This is a genomic window from Martinezella tropici (genome assembly GCF_003287875.1).
Classification (GTDB): domain Bacteria; phylum Pseudomonadota; class Alphaproteobacteria; order Rhizobiales; family Rhizobiaceae; genus Rhizobium; species Rhizobium tropici_C.
In genome coordinates this window covers 38,788-55,853 of record NZ_QMKK01000046.1, presented here as the reverse complement: position 1 = coordinate 55,853, position 17,066 = coordinate 38,788, and the positions used below count along the sequence as shown (strand labels likewise).

The 17,066-nt window shown below is 61.6% G+C and carries 11 protein-coding genes; 5 read left to right on the top strand and 6 right to left on the bottom strand.

From position 1 onward, the window contains the following. Window positions 1–78 precede the first annotated feature (78 nt). The 4 genes from DQ393_RS20355 (at window position 79) to DQ393_RS20340 (ending at window position 9,403) form a co-directional block, all read left to right on the top strand. Window positions 79–1,074, top strand: coding sequence for an aldo/keto reductase (locus DQ393_RS20355; RefSeq protein ID WP_112343543.1), 996 nt, complete (start codon window positions 79–81; stop codon window positions 1,072–1,074). A 255-nt stretch (window positions 1,075–1,329) separates the two neighbouring features. Next, window positions 1,330–6,852: an alpha-2-macroglobulin family protein gene (locus tag DQ393_RS20350; RefSeq protein ID WP_112343542.1), complete on the top strand. Its 5,523-nt coding sequence runs from the start codon at window positions 1,330–1,332 to the stop codon at window positions 6,850–6,852. Window positions 6,853–6,861: 9 nt separating this feature from the next. Beyond that, entirely contained in the window at window positions 6,862–8,949 is a 2,088-nt protein-coding gene (gene pbpC, locus DQ393_RS20345; protein WP_112343541.1) for a penicillin-binding protein 1C, read from the top strand. Between the two features lie 94 nt (window positions 8,950–9,043). Then, on the top strand, window positions 9,044–9,403 hold the full coding sequence (locus DQ393_RS20340; RefSeq protein ID WP_015338486.1) for a nuclear transport factor 2 family protein: 360 nt from the start codon (window positions 9,044–9,046) through the stop codon (window positions 9,401–9,403). Between the two features lie 271 nt (window positions 9,404–9,674). On the opposite strand, the gene pheT is transcribed toward DQ393_RS20340, so the two are convergent. The 6 genes from pheT to infC all read right to left on the bottom strand — a co-directional run bounded on the left by pheT (window position 9,675) and on the right by infC (window position 15,806). Next, on the bottom strand, window positions 9,675–12,098 hold the full coding sequence (pheT, locus tag DQ393_RS20335) for a phenylalanine--tRNA ligase subunit beta (protein ID WP_112343540.1): 2,424 nt from the start codon (window positions 12,096–12,098) through the stop codon (window positions 9,675–9,677). 16 nt (window positions 12,099–12,114) lie between these two features. After that, window positions 12,115–13,197, bottom strand: a complete 1,083-nt coding sequence (pheS, locus tag DQ393_RS20330) for a phenylalanine--tRNA ligase subunit alpha (protein ID WP_112343539.1) — start codon at window positions 13,195–13,197, stop codon at window positions 12,115–12,117. A gap of 35 nt (window positions 13,198–13,232) precedes the next feature. Further along, a complete protein-coding gene (locus DQ393_RS20325) occupies window positions 13,233–13,895 on the bottom strand; it encodes a serine/threonine protein phosphatase (RefSeq protein ID WP_112343538.1) in 663 nt (220 codons plus the stop codon). A gap of 408 nt (window positions 13,896–14,303) precedes the next feature. After that, window positions 14,304–14,708: a 50S ribosomal protein L20 gene (rplT, locus tag DQ393_RS20320; RefSeq protein WP_112343537.1), complete on the bottom strand. Its 405-nt coding sequence runs from the start codon at window positions 14,706–14,708 to the stop codon at window positions 14,304–14,306. 37 nt (window positions 14,709–14,745) lie between these two features. Next, the gene (gene rpmI / locus DQ393_RS20315) at window positions 14,746–14,949 is read right to left on the bottom strand and encodes a 50S ribosomal protein L35 (RefSeq protein WP_012759782.1); all 204 of its coding nucleotides are present in this window, start codon (window positions 14,947–14,949) and stop codon (window positions 14,746–14,748) included. Window positions 14,950–15,269: 320 nt separating this feature from the next. Continuing rightward, a complete protein-coding gene (gene infC, locus DQ393_RS20310) occupies window positions 15,270–15,806 on the bottom strand; it encodes a translation initiation factor IF-3 (protein WP_037149235.1) in 537 nt (178 codons plus the stop codon). A 277-nt stretch (window positions 15,807–16,083) separates the two neighbouring features. On the opposite strand from infC, the gene DQ393_RS20305 reads away from it, so the two are divergent. Next, complete coding sequence (locus tag DQ393_RS20305) at window positions 16,084–16,896, top strand: alpha/beta hydrolase (protein WP_112343536.1); 813 nt, start codon at window positions 16,084–16,086, stop codon at window positions 16,894–16,896. Window positions 16,897–17,066 lie beyond the last annotated feature (170 nt).

The window sequence follows — 17,066 nt, the reverse complement described above, 5'->3', positions numbered from 1 at the left end:
TCCGGAACCCTAACTTGAACTCGTAGGCAGCGGACACGAGCCCCTGTCGCTCCCATACGTCTCAAGAAGGAATACATCATGAAAACCCGCAGGCTAGGTAAGGATCTCACCGTTTCCGCCGTTGGACTGGGCTGCATGGGCATGAGCTTTGCCTATGGCGCCACCGACGAGACCGAATCCCTCAAGACGCTCCATCGCGCCGTCGATCTCGGCGTCACCTTTTTCGACACCGCCGAGGTCTACGGCCCCTTCACCAATGAAGAGCTGCTCGGCCGCACGCTGAAGTCCGTGCGTGACCGCATTGTCATCGCCACCAAATTCGGTTTCAAGCTCGATCTCACGAAAAGTGGCCCGGCGGCGATGATCGGCGTCGACAGCCGGCCCGAGCATGTCAAGGAAGTCGCCGAAGCTTCCCTCAAGCGACTTGGCACGGATGTCATCGACCTCTTCTACCAGCATCGCGTCGACCCGAATGTGCCGATCGAAGATACGGTCGGCGCCATGGCGGGGCTTGTGAAAGAGGGCAAGGTGCGCACGCTCGGCCTATCCGAAGCCGGCTCTGCCACCATCCGCCGCGCCCATGCGGTACATCCGATCGCTGCAGTGCAGAGCGAATATTCGCTCTGGAGCCGCGATCCCGAGGAAGACGTGCTCGCCACCTGCCGCGAACTCGGCATCGGCTTCGTGCCCTACAGCCCGCTTGGCCGCGGCTTCCTGACCGGAGCGATCCACAAGACGGAGGATCTCGCCGACGACGATTTCCGCCGCTCGCTGCCACGCTTCCAGAGTAAGAATTTCGATGCCAACGCCGCCCTGGTCGCAAGGCTTCAAGCTCTTGCCGAAGAAAAGAACGTCACGGCGGCCCAACTGGCGCTCGCATGGGTGCTGCATCAGGGCGACGATATCGTACCGATCCCCGGCGCACGCAAGCTGCACCATCTCGAGCAGAACGCCGCGGCGGCCGATATCGCGCTATCGCTGCAGGAGTTGAAGGAACTTGGTGGCATCATCTCGCCCGAAACGGTCGCCGGCAAACGATACACCGATGCCTCCCTGGCCATGACGAATATATGACAAACGGGCTGCTCCTTCTGCCCACGCGAAGACATCGGCCGCAAAGGCCGGTGTCTTTTTGGGACCGAAAAGAAAAGTGAAGCATCGCAGAGAGGGTGGGCGAACATGCGAATCGCCTGAATTGCAGGCTTTTTCAAATTCCTAGATTGATCGTCATGGACGCGAAGCTCGTTCGAAAGCTCCACGCTCGGTTGACAAACGGGTGCGAAATTTGAAGATTGCGGCCATCAAAAACGGGCAGCGTTGGGGGGACTTATGTCTAAGCGCGCGTTTATCGGCTTCTCTGCTTTTCTTCTCGCCACTTTCGCATCTCTGAGCCCTTTGGTCGCCGCAGACGTCAAGCGCCAGGTGGTCACCACGAAAGATGGCGACTACTTCGGCTTCGATCTGCGCACCGAGCAGAATGTGACGCTGGATCAGTGTTCCGCCTCCTGCATCGGCGACAAGTCCTGCAAGGCCTTCACCTACAATCCCAAGGTGAAGTGGTGCTTCATGAAGTCGGACTTCAATCAGCTCAACAGCTTTCCCGGCGCGATCACCGGCAAGATCGTCGAGACGACCGCCACCAGCGAGCCGGATATCGGCGCTGCCCCTGCCCTTTCCTTCCTTTCCGACAATTTCGTCCAGAGCGCGCGCGATGCAAAGAACACGCTGACGCTCGGCAACGAGCTGAAGGGCCAGGGCGTCGAAAGCCTGATTGCGCTCGGCCGCATCGAGCTGACCTCAGGCAATGTCAACGACGCCCTGAACGCCTTCCAGGGCGCGCTCTCGATCAATCCCGACAATGGTGATCTGTGGATCGAAATGGCGCGCGCCGCCAATACGATCACGAACGACACGTCTGTCGCCACGCGGGCCGCCTATGCCGCGCTCAACGGCTATCAGCTGACCCGCACGACGAGCAGCCGCGCCGACGCGCTGGCTGTACTCGCCGAAGCGCTGAAGAATGCGCAGAACTATCGTCCGGCGCTCAGCGCCTACAAGGCAAGCCTCAATCTCGTCAGCTCCGCTGCCGTCCAGGCCGCCTATAACGATCTTCTGGCCCGCCAGGGCTTCCGCGTGACCGGCAATACGCTCGACAACGACAATGCATCGCCCCGCGCCTGCGTGCAGTTCTCCGAAAAGCTGGTGAAGAGCGGTGTCGACTATACGCCCTTCGTCACTCTCAACGGCGCCGCGCCGAAGGGCGTCGATGCCAAGGATAACCAGATCTGCGTCGAAGGTCTGGAATTCGGCCAGCACTACCGCATTTCGCTGCGCGCCGGCCTGCCCTCCTCGGTGGATGAAAACCTCGCCTCGCAGGTCAATGTCGACATCTACGTCAAGGATCGCACGGCTTCGCTGCGCTTCACTGGCGACAATTTCGTCCTGCCTTCGACCGCGCGCCGCGGCATCCCGATCGTTTCGGTCAACGCCACTACGGCCAATCTCAAGCTCTACCGCATCGGCGACCGCAATATCGCCCAGCTTCTCAACAATTCGCAGTTTCTGACGCAGGTGGACAGCTATAGCGCCCAGACCATCCAGGACACCAATGGCGAACTGGTCTGGCAGGGCTCCATCGAGATCAAGCAGGAACTCAACAAGGAAGTCGCAACCAGCTTCCCTGTGGACGAGGCACTGCCGAAGCGCAAGCCCGGCGTCTATGTGCTGACGGCGGTTGCACCGGAGAGCGGCGGCCACGAATGGGACCCGCAGGCGACGCAATGGTTTGTCGTCTCCGACATCGGCGTCACCACCTATGCCGGCACCGACGGCTTGAATGTCTTTGCCCGGTCGCTCGGCAGCGCCAAGCCGCTTGCCGGCATTCAGCTGCAGCTGCTCGCCAAGAACAATGAAATCCTCGGGACCGCCAAGACCGACGGCAATGGCCGCGCCGTCTTCAGCGCCGGCCTGATGCGCGGCACGGCGGGCATGACGCCGGCCGTCATTACCGCTGAGAATGGCGATCAGGATTATGTCTTCCTCGACATGACGCGCGCCGGCTTCGATCTTTCCGACCGCGGCGTATCAGGCCGAACCGCGCCTGGTGCGATCGACCTTTTGACCTGGACGGAACGCGGCATCTACCGTGCAGGCGAGACCGTGCATGCCTCCGCACTTGCCCGCGACGTCAGCTCGACTGCGGTCGAAAACCTGCCGCTCACCTTCGTCTTCCTGCGCCCGGATGGCGTCGAGGATCGCCGCATCGTCACCGACGGCGGCAAGCTCGGCGGCTATAATGTCGACCTGCCGCTGCAGCAGACCTCGATGCGCGGCACTTGGACGATGAAGATCTACACCGACCCGAAGGGTTCCTCCATCGGCTCGCAGACCTTCCTCGTCGACGACTTCGTGCCGGATCGCATCGAATTCGACATGAAGAGCGACGCCAAGGAGATCGAAGTCGGCCAGCCGACGCCTGTTAATGTCGACGGACGCTATCTCTATGGCGCACCGGCCGCCGGCCTCAACCTCGAAGGCGAAGTGACGCTGAAGCCGACGCGCCAGAGCGATGCCTTCAAGGGCTATCAGTTCGGCCTCGCCGACGAAGGTGCCGGCAAGGCAGACGCCAACAATGACGACGAGGACAGCAGCGGCGGCGACAGCAAGGCCGAGAGCACGCAGGTGCCGCTCGAAGACCTGCAGGCGCTGGACGAAAACGGCAAAACCACCTTCAACGTCACCATCAACGACACGCCTTCGACCACGCAGCTCCTGAACGCCAATATCACCGTGCGCATGCAGGAAGCCGGCGGCCGCGCCGTCGAGCGCTCGCTGACCCTGCCCGTCAAGGCGGACGGCCCGCGCATCGGCATCAAGCCGGAATTCGACGGCGATCTCGGCGAGAATTCCGTCGGCAACTTCCATGTCATCGTTGTCGATGCCAATGGCCAGAAGCAGGCCATGCAGGGCCTGACCTGGAAACTGCTGAGCGTCGAGCGCAATTATCAATGGTATCGCGACGGCAGCAGCTGGAAGTTCGAGCCGATCATGTCCACCAAGCAGGTGGCAGTCGGCACGGTCAACACCACCACCGACGGCGCGGCGATTTCCATGCCCGTCACCTGGGGCCGCTACCGTCTCGAAGTCTCCACCGCCGATGCGAACGGCCCGGAATCGAGCGTCGAGTTCAATGCCGGCTGGTATGTCGCCTCCACTTCGACGGAAACGCCTGACGCGCTCGAGATTGCGCTCGACAAGGAAAGCTACCATGTCGGCGATACAGCCAAGCTGAAGGTCACCTCGCGCTATGCCGGCCAGCTGATGGTGACTGCCGGTTCGGAAACGCTGATCTCGGTCACCAATGCCGATATCGGCGCGACGGGCGGCGAAGTCGACGTTCCCGTCACGGCCGATTGGGGTGCTGGTACATACTTGACGGCCACGCTGTTCCGGCCCGGCGATGCCCAGGAAAGCCGCATGCCGATGCGCGCCATCGGCATCAAGTGGGCACCGGTCGATCCGGGCGAGCGCAAGCTGCAGATCAAGCTCGACGCGCCGCAAAAGACGCTGCCGCGTCAGCCGCTTGATATCGGCCTTCAAGTCGCCGGCGCGGGCGCCAATGAGGACGCCTATGTCACGATCGCCGCCGTCGATGTCGGCATTCTCAACCTCACGCGCTACCAGCCGCCGGCACCGGATGACTGGTATTACGGCCAGCGCCAGCTCGGCCTCGAAATCCGCGATATCTACGGTCGCCTTATCGATGGCTCGCTCGGCGCGACTGGCAAGCTGCGCACCGGCGGCGACGGCGGACAGGCGGCTTTACAAGCAAGTCCGCCAAAGGAAAAGCTGATCGCGTTCTTCTCCGGTCCCATCAAGCTCGATGCCAATGGCAAGGCGAATGTCAGTTTCGACATTCCGCAGTTCAACGGCACGGCGCGGCTGATGGCGGTCGCCTGGTCGAAGGCCGGCGTCGGTCATGCGACACAGGATGTCATCATCCGCGATCCCGTCGTCGTCACCGCCAGCCTGCCGAAGTTCCTGGCGCCCGGAGACAAGGCCAACCTGCGTCTCGATGTCGCCAACACCGATGCGCCGGCCGGCGAATATACGCTCGCCGTGACTGGCAATAACGCCGTGACGGTGGATGCAAGCGCCAACCAGCAGAAGATCAAGCTCGAAACGGGCGGCAAATATGCCATCACGCTGCCGCTGACCGGCGGACAGCCGGGCGACGGCACCGTTTCGATCAAGCTCTCGAATGCTTCGGGCATGTCGCTCGATCAATCGGTCGATATCCCGGTTCGCCCGTCGCAGCTGCCGGTCACCGAACGGCGCGTCATCGCGCTGGCACCCGGCAAGAGCCTGACAGTCAATGCCGATCTTCTCGCCGATAGTGTGCTGCCCGGCGCCTCGGTCAGCGTCAATGTCAGCCGCTCCAGCGCCTTCGATGTGCCGGCGCTTCTGATGAGCCTCAGCCGTTACCCCTATGGCTGCGCGGAACAGACGGCGAGCAGCGCCATGCCGCTGCTCTACTTCAGCGACATGGCGGTCAAGAACGGCCTTGCCGATGACGCCGAGATCCAGAAGCGCGTGCAGGACTCGATTTATCGCGAACTGTCCTACCAGTCCTCGACCGGCAGCTTCGGTCTCTGGAGCCCGGGCTCGGGCGATCTCTGGCTCGACGCCTATGTCATGGACTTCCTGACCCGCGCCCGCGAGCAGAAGTACAACGTGCCGGATCAGGCGATGGTGCAGGGGCTTGAAAACCTCCAGAATGCGCTCAGCGCCAACACCAACGTCAAGGATAACGGCAACGAGATCGCCTATGCGCTCTATGTGCTGGCGCGCAACAAGAAGGCCTCGATCAGCGATCTGCGCTACTATGCGGACACGATGCTGAACGACTTCCCGACGCCGCTCTCTAAGGCGCATCTTGCCGCTGCTCTCGCGCTCTATGGGGATGCTCAGCGCTCGCGCAACATCTTCGTGGACTCGCTGCAGATGTCGCAGAAGGCGGCCGTCACCAAGGTTAGCTTCGTCCGCTCGGATTACGGCTCGTCGTTGCGCGACGGCGCCGCCGTGCTGGCGCTGGCCGCCGAAAGCCGTCCCGTGCCGCCGATCATTCCGGAACTCGCAAGCGTCGTCGCCAAGGATTGGCAGAGCCGGAAATATACCAGCACCCAGGAACAGACCTGGATGCTGCTGGCAGCCCGCGCCCTGCAGAACGGCGATGACGGCCTGACGCTGGACGTCAACGGCGCTGCCCACAGCGGCACCTATATGGCGCAGATGTCGGGCGATGCGCTGATGGGCCATCCGCTGACCGTGACCAACACGACGCGCCAGCCGCTCTCGGCTGCCGTGACCACCGTCGCGGCTCCGGTCGCGCAGCTGCCGGCCGGTGGCAACGGCTTCAAGATCGAGCGCAAGTACTACACGCTCGATGGCGAAGAGGCGAATGTCAGCCAGGCACAGCAGAACGAACGCTACGTCGTCGTGCTGCATGTGACCGAGGACAATGACTGGCCACAGCGCATCCTCGTGACCGATCTCCTGCCGGCAGGCTTCGAGATCGACAATCCGAGCATCGTCAACAGCGCCCAGCTTTCGAACTTCGACTGGCTCAGCGACATTCAGCCGGCCCATGTTGAATTCCGCAACGATCGCTTTGTCGCCGCCTTCGACCAGGGCTCCGGAGCGGACCGTGACATGACCTTCGCCTATGTCGTGCGCGCCGTGACCCCAGGCGTCTACGATCATCCGGCCGCAAGCGTCGAGGACATGTACCGTCCGCAGTTCTCGGCCCGCACGGCGATGGGCCGCATGGAGGTGCTGGGCGCCCAGCAATAAGAAGCAGACATGAAGGCGCGTTGGAAGATTGCGATAGGCTTTGGAGCCACTGCCGCAACAGTGGTGGCTCTGGTCTTCGGCCTGGAGGCGGCGGACCGTGCCTATCCGCCGCCGCTGGACAATGCCCGCGTGGTCTCGGCCGAGGTGCTCGATGCCAATGGCGATCTCCTGCGTGCCTTTGCCACGCCTGAAGGGCGCTGGCGGCTGAAAACCGGCGTTGCCGATGTCGATCCGCAATATCTGCGCATGCTGGTCGCCTATGAGGATCGCCGCTTCTACGACCACCACGGCGTCGACCCGATGGCGATCGGCCGTGCCTTCCTGCAGCTCCTCACCCATGGCCACATCGTCTCCGGCGGCTCGACGCTCTCCATGCAGGTGGCGCGGCTGATCGAGCCCCGCAGCGAGCGCTCGCTGACGGCGAAACTTCTGCAGGTGGTGCGTGCCATCCAGATCGAGCGGCGGCTAAGCAAGGAACAGATCCTCGATCTCTATCTGACGCATGCACCCTATGGCGGCAACCTGGAAGGCGTGCGCGCGGCGAGCCTTGCCTATTTCGGCAAGGAGCCCCGACACCTGACGGTCGCGCAGGCAGGCCTGCTTGTGGCGCTGCCGCAGCTGCCGGAAAAGCGTCGGCCGGACCGCAATCTTGCCGCCGCGCAGGCCGCCCGCCATCGCGTGCTCGAGCGCGCCGCCGTGGCGACAGTGATCGGTGAAGGCGAAGCGGAGCGGGCTTCGCTTTCCCCTATTCCAGCCGTGCGGCGACAGCTGCCGGCCTATGCCGCTCATCTGGCCGAATTGGCGCTGCGCAAGCAGCCCAGCATCATCAAGCACAAGACGACGCTGCGGCGTGATGTGCAGCAGGGCCTCGAAGCGGTTGCCGATGCAGCGGCGAAGCGACTCGGGCCGAAGGTATCGGTCGCCATGATCATGGCCGATGCCAAGACCGGCGAGATCATCGGCGAGGTCGGCTCGGCCAACTACTTTGATTCCTCGCGCGCAGGCTGGGTCGATATGACCCGCGTGCTGCGCTCGCCCGGCTCGACGCTGAAACCCTTCATCTACGGGCTTGCCTTCGAGCAGGGCTATGTGGCGCAGGAAACGATCATCGAGGATCGCCCCGCCGATTTCTATGGCTATCGCCCCCGCAATTTTGACATGAGCTACCAGGGCGATGTCAGCGTGCGCCAGGCGCTGCAGCTGTCGTTGAATGTGCCGGCCGTGCGGCTGCTCGATGCCGTAGGTCCCACGCGGCTGCTGGTGCGCTTCCGCCGCGCCGAGGTGAAGCCGAAGCTGCCACCGAACGAGGCGCCCGGCCTTGCGATCGGCCTTGGCGGCGTCGGCGTGACGCTGAAGGATCTCGTGCAACTCTATGCCGGGCTCGCCAATCGCGGCAAAGCGATGCGGATCGGCGACGGCGTTCAGGACGAGCCGGGGTCGATCGACGGCGAGCCGCTGATGGAGCCGATCGCGGTGTGGAACATCACCGACATTCTCTCCGATATCATCGCGCCGCGCGGCAGCAAGCAGCTCGGTATCGCCTACAAGACCGGCACCAGCTACGGCAACCGCGATGCCTGGTCGATCGGCTATGACGGCGCGCACGTGCTCGGCGTCTGGGTCGGCCGTCCGGACAATGGCGCCGTGCCGGGACTGGCGGGCTATGTTTCCGCCGCACCCATCCTGTTCGAGGCCTTTGCGAAATCCGGCGTTGCCATTACTCCCTTCCCTGCCGCTCCCATGGGCGCCGTGCGCATCGCACCGACCGAACTGCCGATCAGCCAGCGGCGCTTTTCCGTGACCGCCGCCGGGCTGCTGGCCGCCTCCAGCCGCGAACCTGCGCCACAGATCGTCTACCCGCCGGAAGGCGCGCGCATCGATCTCGGTGCCAGCGGCGGCAACGACCAGATCATGCCGCTGGCGCTGAAGCTGCAAGGTGGACGGGCGCCGTTCCGCTGGCTCGCCAACGGCAAGCCGCTGCCCGACATGTCTCGCCGCCGCACCAATCAATGGACACCCGATGGCGCCGGCTATTCGACGCTGACCGTCATCGATGCCGCGGGTCGCGCGGCAAGCGTGCGGGTTTTTGTCGAGTGATATCTGTCAAATCATTGCGATCACGCCGCCAGCATTTTTGTCAGCCGCGGGCGTCTATGATATCTTAGGCATAACTCAAACGAGGAATGACGAGATGTCGGAAGAGCAGGCAATCCGTGCGGTCGTTCATCTCTATGTCGATGGAATGGCATTCGCGAACGAGCCGGCACTGCGCAAGGCCTTCCATCCGCGAGCAGCGATCATCGGCAATTATCAAGGCGCTGTGGAATGGATGACGCGGGATGAATTCATCGCCGCGATCGTCGAGGAAGGCAGTGCGCCGCCCGGAACCATACCGCTGATGGAAATCGAACTGATCGACATCGAAGGCGATGCAGCCAGCGTCAAGGTCGTCGACGAATTCGCCGGGATGCGGTTTTCGGACTATCTATCGCTGGTGAAGATCGATGGGCGCTGGAGTGTGGTGAACAAGGTGTATCATCTGCATCGATGATGTGTTTCGAGGCGGCTCCATCTATGCCGAGCCTCTGATACCCCCCTCTGTCACTTCGTGACATCTCCCCCACAAGGGGGGAGATTGTTGGGAGTTTGTCGCACGCTCATTCAAACCTAAAAAGCTTCAGCGTCTGCAGCTTCGATATTTGATTGAGGCAGGAAGGATTCCGCGAGTTACCAATCTCCCCCCCCTTGTGGGGGAGATGTCCCGACAGGGACAGAGGGGGGTGGCCGCACCCTCCTCGAACTCGAAAGCAAGCGACAGCCGATTACCCTCTCAGCACCCCACCCGTCGACTTCGTGACGTTCGACACGATCTTCTGGGTCAAAGCCTCGAAATCCTCGTCGGTCAGCGTACGCTCGGCCGGCTGGATCTGCACTTCGATGGCGATGGACTTCTTGCCTTCGCCGAGCGATGCGCCCTGGAAGATGTCGAAGACGTTGACGCCGGTGACCAGCTTGCGGTCGGCACCGGCGGCAGCGCGGATGATCGCTCCGGCTTCCACCGACTTGTCGACCACAAAGGCGAAGTCGCGCTTGACCGCCTGGAAGGGGGAAAGCTCCAGCGCCGGCTTGGTGCGGGTCGCCTTCTTCTTCGGTTCGGGCATGGCATCGATATAGACTTCGAAGCCGGCGAGAGCGCCCGACACGTCGAGCGATTCCAGCGTCTTCGGATGGAATTCGCCGAAATAGCCGAGCACGACCTTCGGACCTATCTTGATGGTGCCGGAGCGGCCGGGGTGGTACCAGGCCGGGCCGCCCTGCTCGATCTGGATATTGCCCATCGGCAGACCGCAAGCCTCGAGGACGGCAAGAGCATCGGCCTTGGCGTCGAAGACATCGACCGGCTTGCCGCCGCCCTTGGTGGCGTTCGACCACATGCGGCCGGCGCCGGCAAGCGTTGCCGTGCCGCGGCGGATGCCGCCGGCAACGCGCCGCTGGCCCTCGGGCGTATCGTTTTCATAGGTGCCGGAGACTTCGAAGATCGCGACGTCGCCATAGCCCTTGTCGGCATTGCGCTGCGCGGCCGACAGCAGGCCCGGCAGCAGCGAGGGACGCATGTCGGACATATCAGCGGCGATCGGATTCGCAAGCTTCAGCGCGTTGGAGCCGCCGCCGAAGAGCTTGGCCTGATCTTCCGAGATGAAAGACCAGGTGACCGCTTCCAGCATGCCGCGCGCAGCGAGCGCCCGCTTGGCGGTGCGCGTGCGAATCTGCAGCGTCGTCAGGATCTTGCCATTCACAGCGGTGTGGCTTGCCAGCGGCTGCGGCTTGATATTGTCGACGCCGTGGATGCGCATGATCTCTTCGACGAGGTCGGCCTTGCCATCGACATCCGGACGCCAGGAGGGCACGGCGACGGAAATGCGCTCACCGGAACCCGAGACCGAGAAGCCGAGCTTCGTCAGGATCGACTTGCTCTCATCGGCCGAAACGTCGAGGCCGGTCAGGCGCTTGACTTCCGACAGCGGGAAATCGATGACCTTGGCCTCATAGCCCTTGTAGCCTTCGACGCGGGCCTTAGCGGCCGTGCCACCACAGCAGGCAAGCACCAGTTCCGTCGTGCGCTCAAGGCCAGGCACCATATATTCCGGATCGACGCCGCGCTCGAAACGATAGCGCGCATCGGTGATGATGCCGAGGCTGCGGCCGGTCTTGGCGATGTTCATCGGGTCCCAGAGTGCGGATTCGATCAGCACGTCCGTGGTGTTCTCGTCACAGCCGGAATGCTCGCCGCCCATGATGCCGCCGATCGACTCGACGCCATTGTCATCGGCGATGACGACATTGCTTGAATTGAGCTTGTATTCGCGCTCATCGAGCGCCAGCACGGTTTCGCCGTCCCTGGCGCGGCGCACGACCAGATTGCCCTTGACCTTGGCGGCATCGAAGACGTGCATCGGCCGGCCCTGATCGAAGGTCATGTAGTTGGTGATGTCGACCAGCGCGCTGATTGGACGGAGGCCGATCGCGAGCAGGCGCTGCTGCATCCACTTCGGGCTCGGGCCGTTCTTGACCCCGCGCACCAGACGAAGCGCAAAACCGGGGCACAGGCGCGCATCGTCCAGCACGATCTTGAGTTCGGTCGGCGTTTCGCTCTGGACAGGGAAAGTTGGCGTGAGGCGCGGCTTCAGCGTGCCAAGGCCGGAGGCGGCGAGATCGCGGGCAATGCCATAGACGCCGGTGCAATCCGGGCGGTTCGGCGTCAGATTGATCTCGATGACCGGATCGTCGAGGCCGGCATAGGCGGCGAAGCTCGTGCCGACTGGCGCATCTTCCGGAAGGTCGATGATGCCGTCATGGCTGTCGGAGATTTCGAGCTCCTTTTCCGAGCACATCATGCCGCGGCTCTCGACGCCGCGGATGTTGCCGATCGCAAGCGTCACATCGATGCCGGGAACATAGGTGCCGGGGGCGGCGAAGGCGCCGACGAGGCCAGCGCGCGCATTGGGCGCGCCGCAGACGACCTGAACGGGCGCGCCGCTGCCGGTATCGACCATCAGCACCTTGAGGCGATCGGCCTCGGGATGCTTTTCGGCCGAGAGAACCTTGGCGATGACGAAGGGCTTGAACGCAGCCTTGTCGTCGACCTCTTCCACTTCCAGCCCGATCATCGTCAGGCGGGCGCAGATCTCGTCGAGCGAGGCGTCGGTTTCCAGATGCTCTTTCAGCCAGGAGAGTGTGAATTTCATGTGCTTTATCCCTTCCTTACGCGCTCAGACCGCCGAACAAGGTCGGCATGTCGAGCGGGCGGAAGCCGTAGTGGTTCATCCAGCGGACATCGGCGTTGAAGAAGTCGCGCAGGTCGGGCATGCCGTATTTCAGCATGGCGATGCGGTCGAGACCCATGCCCCAGGCAAAGCCCTGATATTCGTCCGGATCGAGACCGCCATAACGCAGCACGTTCGGATGCACCATGCCGCAGCCGAGGATTTCCATCCAGTCCGTGCCTTCGCCGAACTTGACGATTGGGCCGGAGCGGTCACATTGGATATCGACCTCGAAGGACGGCTCCGTGAAGGGGAAGAAGGACGGACGGAAGCGCATCGTCACATTGTCGACCTCGAAGAAGGTCTTGCAGAATTCTTCCAGCACCCAGCGGATATTGGCGACATTCGCCGTCTTGTCGATGACGAGACCTTCGACCTGATGGAACATCGGCGAATGCGTGGCGTCGCTATCCTGGCGATAGGTCTTGCCGGGGATGATGATGCGGATCGGCGGCTTTTGCACTTCCATGGTGCGCACCTGCACCGGCGAGGTGTGCGTGCGCAGCACCTTGCGCTCACCCTTTTCATCCGGCTGGAAGAAGAAGGTGTCGTGCATTTCGCGGGCCGGGTGTCCTTCCGGGAAGTTCAACGCCGTGAAGTTATAGTAGTCGGTCTCGACATCGGGACCTTCGGCGATTGAGAAGCCCATGTCGCCGAAGATGGCGGTGATCTCGTCGACGATCTGGCTGATCGGATGGATGCGGCCGCGCTCGGCCGGCGAGGAGCGGACCGGCAGGCTGACATCGACGGTCTCGGCCTTCAGCTTCGCCTCAATCGCGGCATCGCGCAGCTCGCTTTTACGGGCATTGATAGCATCGGTGACGGCGTTCTTCAACGCATTGATCGCCGCACCGCGTGTCTGGCGTTCTTCCGGCGACATCGAACCCAGCGTCTTCAGTAGTTCCGAAACCGAGCCCTTCTTGCCGAGCGCGGCGACCCTGACGGCTTCGATCGACTGCTCGTCGGTCGCAGCCGCCACTTCGGCCATGAGTTGGGTTTCAAGCGTTACGAGTTCCGTCATCTGGTCCTGCCTTGCGGACCATGGCCATCGGGCACTCAGTCCACGGAATAATTGGTAAACGCATGCATCAGAAAGCTTGTGGCAACGATGAAGCGCTGGAGATCACTACCCATGTGCACGCGGCCAATCAACCGGGCAAGGAACAAAAAACCGCCAAGAAAGCGAATCATGCGCTGAAGCTCGGCACGCGCGGCCGCCGGCGCATGCTCGAGCCAGGCTTCATAAGCCCTGTTCTGCGTTTGCAGGCCAAGGCGGGCGCCGGTGGCGATCTGCAGGAAGAGCAGCCAGACGTCGCGGGCCTGCGCCACCTCAAGCGGCATGACGGTCTGCGGGTCTTCCTCGAAATCCATGAAGCCAAACCGGTTGCCGACAAAGAACATATCACGCGGATAGGGCCGGCCATGGCAAAGGCCTTTAGCGTGCAGCCGGCCGAGTTCAGCGGCGCAGACGACCATGAGATCATCATGGGCGACGGGATCGCTATCCCGCAATTGCCGCAGGCGCTGTTGCACCGTCATGCCCGCGTCGGCAAGCATGATCGCGCCATTCGAGACATAGAGAAGGTCGGGAACGGGAATACCCCGCTCCTTGAACAGGACGATGCGGCCCGTTTCCCGCTCCGCCATTTGCCACGGAGACAGATAGGCGCAGGGACGCAGGAAAGCGATTGGGACGATGCGCGAAAGGATGGTCTGCAAATGGCGCCAGACCGAAGGTCTTTCCGTGCCGTATCGCTTGATCCATACTCCGCATGACGAGAGAGAAACGCGTTCGACGCGCCTTGATCCATTCACCAGCGCCGTCAGTAAGGTCTCGATATCCTTGCCGGTGAGATTGGATATGGAATTTGGAGCCTTTCCGCTTTCCTGTGAATCGCGAAGACGCTCTATCCTCTTGTTTTTACGCAGTTGCGGGCGGAAAATCGCTGCGCACTTTTGCTGAAATTGCTCTAATGTCGTCTGGCCTAACAACTTCACCTACCCCGATACCGGGAAGCCCCAAGGTGATCATCGCAAATTGATTGTATCTCAGAAAATACAAAACCCGCGCTGATTACACAAGCGCGGGTTTCACAAATTTGACACAAAAATGTCTCGAAGGCAGCCTTAGCCGACAGCAGCCTCGAACTCGTTCTTCGTGCCGGCTTCCTTGAGGTATTCAAGCGCCTTCTTCGAAGCAGCGACGAGCGCGCCGAAAGCTTCCGACTCATGGATCGCCATGTCGGAGAGAACCTTGCGGTCGACCTCGATACCAGCCTTGTTCAGACCGTCGATAAAGCGGCCGTAAGTCAGGCCATGCTCGCGGACGGCAGCGTTGATACGCTGGATCCAGAGGGCGCGGAAATTGCGCTTGTTAACCTTGCGGTCGCGATAAGCATACTGCTTTGCACGATCGACGGCGGCCTTGGCTGTACGGATGGTGTTCTTGCGGCGGCCGTAGAAGCCCTTAGCTGCCTTCAGAACCTTCTTGTGCTTGGCGTGGGCGGTAACGCCTCTTTTTACGCGTGCCATTTCATGATCTCCTTAGTCTATAGCGTTACGAATAGTCTTAGAGACCGTTCGGCAAGTAGTTCTTGATAACCTTACGGCCATCCGGTTCTGCGAGAACCATGGTGCCGCGGGCATCGCGAATGAACTTGTTGCTACGCTTGATCATGCCGTGGCGCTTGCCAGCAGCGGCTGCCTTGACCTTGCCGGATGCGGTGATCTTGAACCGCTTCTTGGCAGAGGACTTCGTCTTCATCTTGGGCATTTTGCTACTCCTTCGATGCTTCCTGGCGCGCTTTGCTTAAAAGCCCTTCCCACAGGTCCGGACAGGCCGGGCTGCAACAAGGTGCCGGAGCGTTTGTTGTTGAACGGCTGAAACGGTGACGAACCGCTCAGCCAGCATTCTGAACTGCCACGGCATGCCCTGCCGGTCAGTTCGGACGCGCGCTTATAACCGCACTCGCCTTGAAGTGCAACGGGGCCGGCGCGGGAATCTTTGCAGATCGATGACAACGCGCGAGCGGCCCGCAAAAAGGAAAAAGCCGCCCAATGGGACGGCTCCGACCTCTTATTTCCACCTGCGCCTCACTTGGGCGCAAGCACCATCATCATCTGGCGGCCTTCGAGCTTGGGCTCGGCTTCGACCTTGGCGATCTCGAGCGTATCTTCCTTGACCTGCTGAAGAAGCTTCATACCGAGTTCCTGGTGGGCCATTTCACGGCCACGGAACTTCAAGGTCACCTTCACCTTGTCGCCTTCCTCGAAGAAACGGCCGATCGCCTTCATCTTCACCTCATAGTCGTGGGTGTCGATGTTGGGACGCATCTTGATTTCTTTGACTTCGACGATCTTCTGCTTCTTGCGCGCCTCGGCGGCCTTCTTCTGGTTGGCATATTTCAGCTTGCCCAGATCGAGGATCTTGCACACAGGCGGTTCGGCATTGGGGGAAATCTCTACCAGATCGAGACCGGCCTCCTCTGCCATTCTCAATGCCTGGTCGGTTGGGACGATACCCATATTCTGGCCGTCAGCTGCAATGAGCTGAACTTTGGGAATGCGAATTTCCCTGTTGGAACGTGGCCCGTCCTTTACGGGCGCATCGGTTTTGAAGGGTCTGCGAATGGTCGTATTCTCCACGAATTGTTTCGGATAGCTGCAGCCTCTCGCTCCCCGCCGGCGCAACTGACGGAAATGTCGTAAAAGCTGTGTTGAAGTCAATAGCATGACAGCAGGAAAAAAGCACCTCCTGCGTGTCAGCAGAGTGTCACGCAGGCGCAGATGCGCCAAGGACACAGTATCGTTCCCCCTTTATATAGAAACTCCAGCGAAAAGATCGAGGATTTTTCAGGTCACGCGGACGCGAATCTGTTCTATAGGGCAGAAAATCCGGGAGCTTTTCATGTCCGAGACAGCCACAGCCATCCAACCGACCTTCCTTCCCGTCGGCACGGGCGAGAACGAACGCCAGATCGCCATCATCCAGCGCGCCGCCGGCAAGGGCGCCAGGAACGTCAGCTTCGTCTGGCTCTCGGGCTATCGATCCGACATGAGCGGTACCAAGGCGGTGGAGCTGGATGCGCTGGCGGCGCGACTGGGGCTCGGCTGCATCCGCTTCGACTATTCCGGCCACGGCCAATCCGGCGGCAAATTCACCGACGGCACGATTTCGCGCTGGCTGGAAGAAGCGCTTGCCGTCATCGATCATACGAAGCCGAAGAAGATCGTTCTTGTCGGCTCGTCGATGGGCGGCTGGATCGCGCTGCGGGTCATCCAGGAATTGCGCAAGCGCAGGAAGGCGCCCCCCGTTGCCGGGCTGGTGCTCATAGCGCCTGCACCGGACTTCACCATCGATCTCATCGAACCCAATCTTTCCGAGGTGGAGCGGCGTTCGCTGGAGGAACGCGGCTATTTCGAGGAACCCTCGGACTACAGCCCCGAGCCGAACATCTTCACCCGCGCCCTTATCGAGGACGGCCGCACCAATCGTGTGCTGACCGGCATCATCGAGACCGGCTGCCCGGTGCACATATTGCAGGGCATGCAGGATGCCGACGTGCCCTTCGCGCATTCGTTAAAGCTCGTCGAGCACCTGCCGGCAGACGATGTGGTGTTAACGCTTGTGCGCGACGGCGACCATCGCCTGTCGCGCCCCCAGGATCTGGAGCGCATGCTCGCCGTCGCCGAGACCTTGGCTCTGCATAATACGCCATAAAAACATGCAGATACGCGCGAAATAGTTCAAGCAGGCATCGCTGCCGGGGTTATATCTACGTGCGTTTCCATAATCATAAGAGGCATGGAATTATGGCAGCTATCCCTTGGATTGTGCCGAAATTAACCATGTGAGCCGGTTCCGGCGTTAACACTTAAGTAACGATTGAC

Coding starts and splice junctions, on each gene's coding strand:
- DQ393_RS20355 (WP_112343543.1), top strand. CDS start 79: ATGAAAACCCGCAGGCTAGGTAAGGATCTCACCGTTTCCGCCGTTGGA.
- DQ393_RS20350 (WP_112343542.1), top strand. CDS start 1,330: ATGTCTAAGCGCGCGTTTATCGGCTTCTCTGCTTTTCTTCTCGCCACT.
- pbpC (WP_112343541.1), top strand. CDS start 6,862: ATGAAGGCGCGTTGGAAGATTGCGATAGGCTTTGGAGCCACTGCCGCA.
- DQ393_RS20340 (WP_015338486.1), top strand. CDS start 9,044: ATGTCGGAAGAGCAGGCAATCCGTGCGGTCGTTCATCTCTATGTCGAT.
- pheT (WP_112343540.1), bottom strand. CDS start 12,098: ATGAAATTCACACTCTCCTGGCTGAAAGAGCATCTGGAAACCGACGCC.
- pheS (WP_112343539.1), bottom strand. CDS start 13,197: ATGACGGAACTCGTAACGCTTGAAACCCAACTCATGGCCGAAGTGGCG.
- rplT (WP_112343537.1), bottom strand. CDS start 14,708: ATGGCACGCGTAAAAAGAGGCGTTACCGCCCACGCCAAGCACAAGAAG.
- rpmI (WP_012759782.1), bottom strand. CDS start 14,949: ATGCCCAAGATGAAGACGAAGTCCTCTGCCAAGAAGCGGTTCAAGATC.
- DQ393_RS20305 (WP_112343536.1), top strand. CDS start 16,084: ATGTCCGAGACAGCCACAGCCATCCAACCGACCTTCCTTCCCGTCGGC.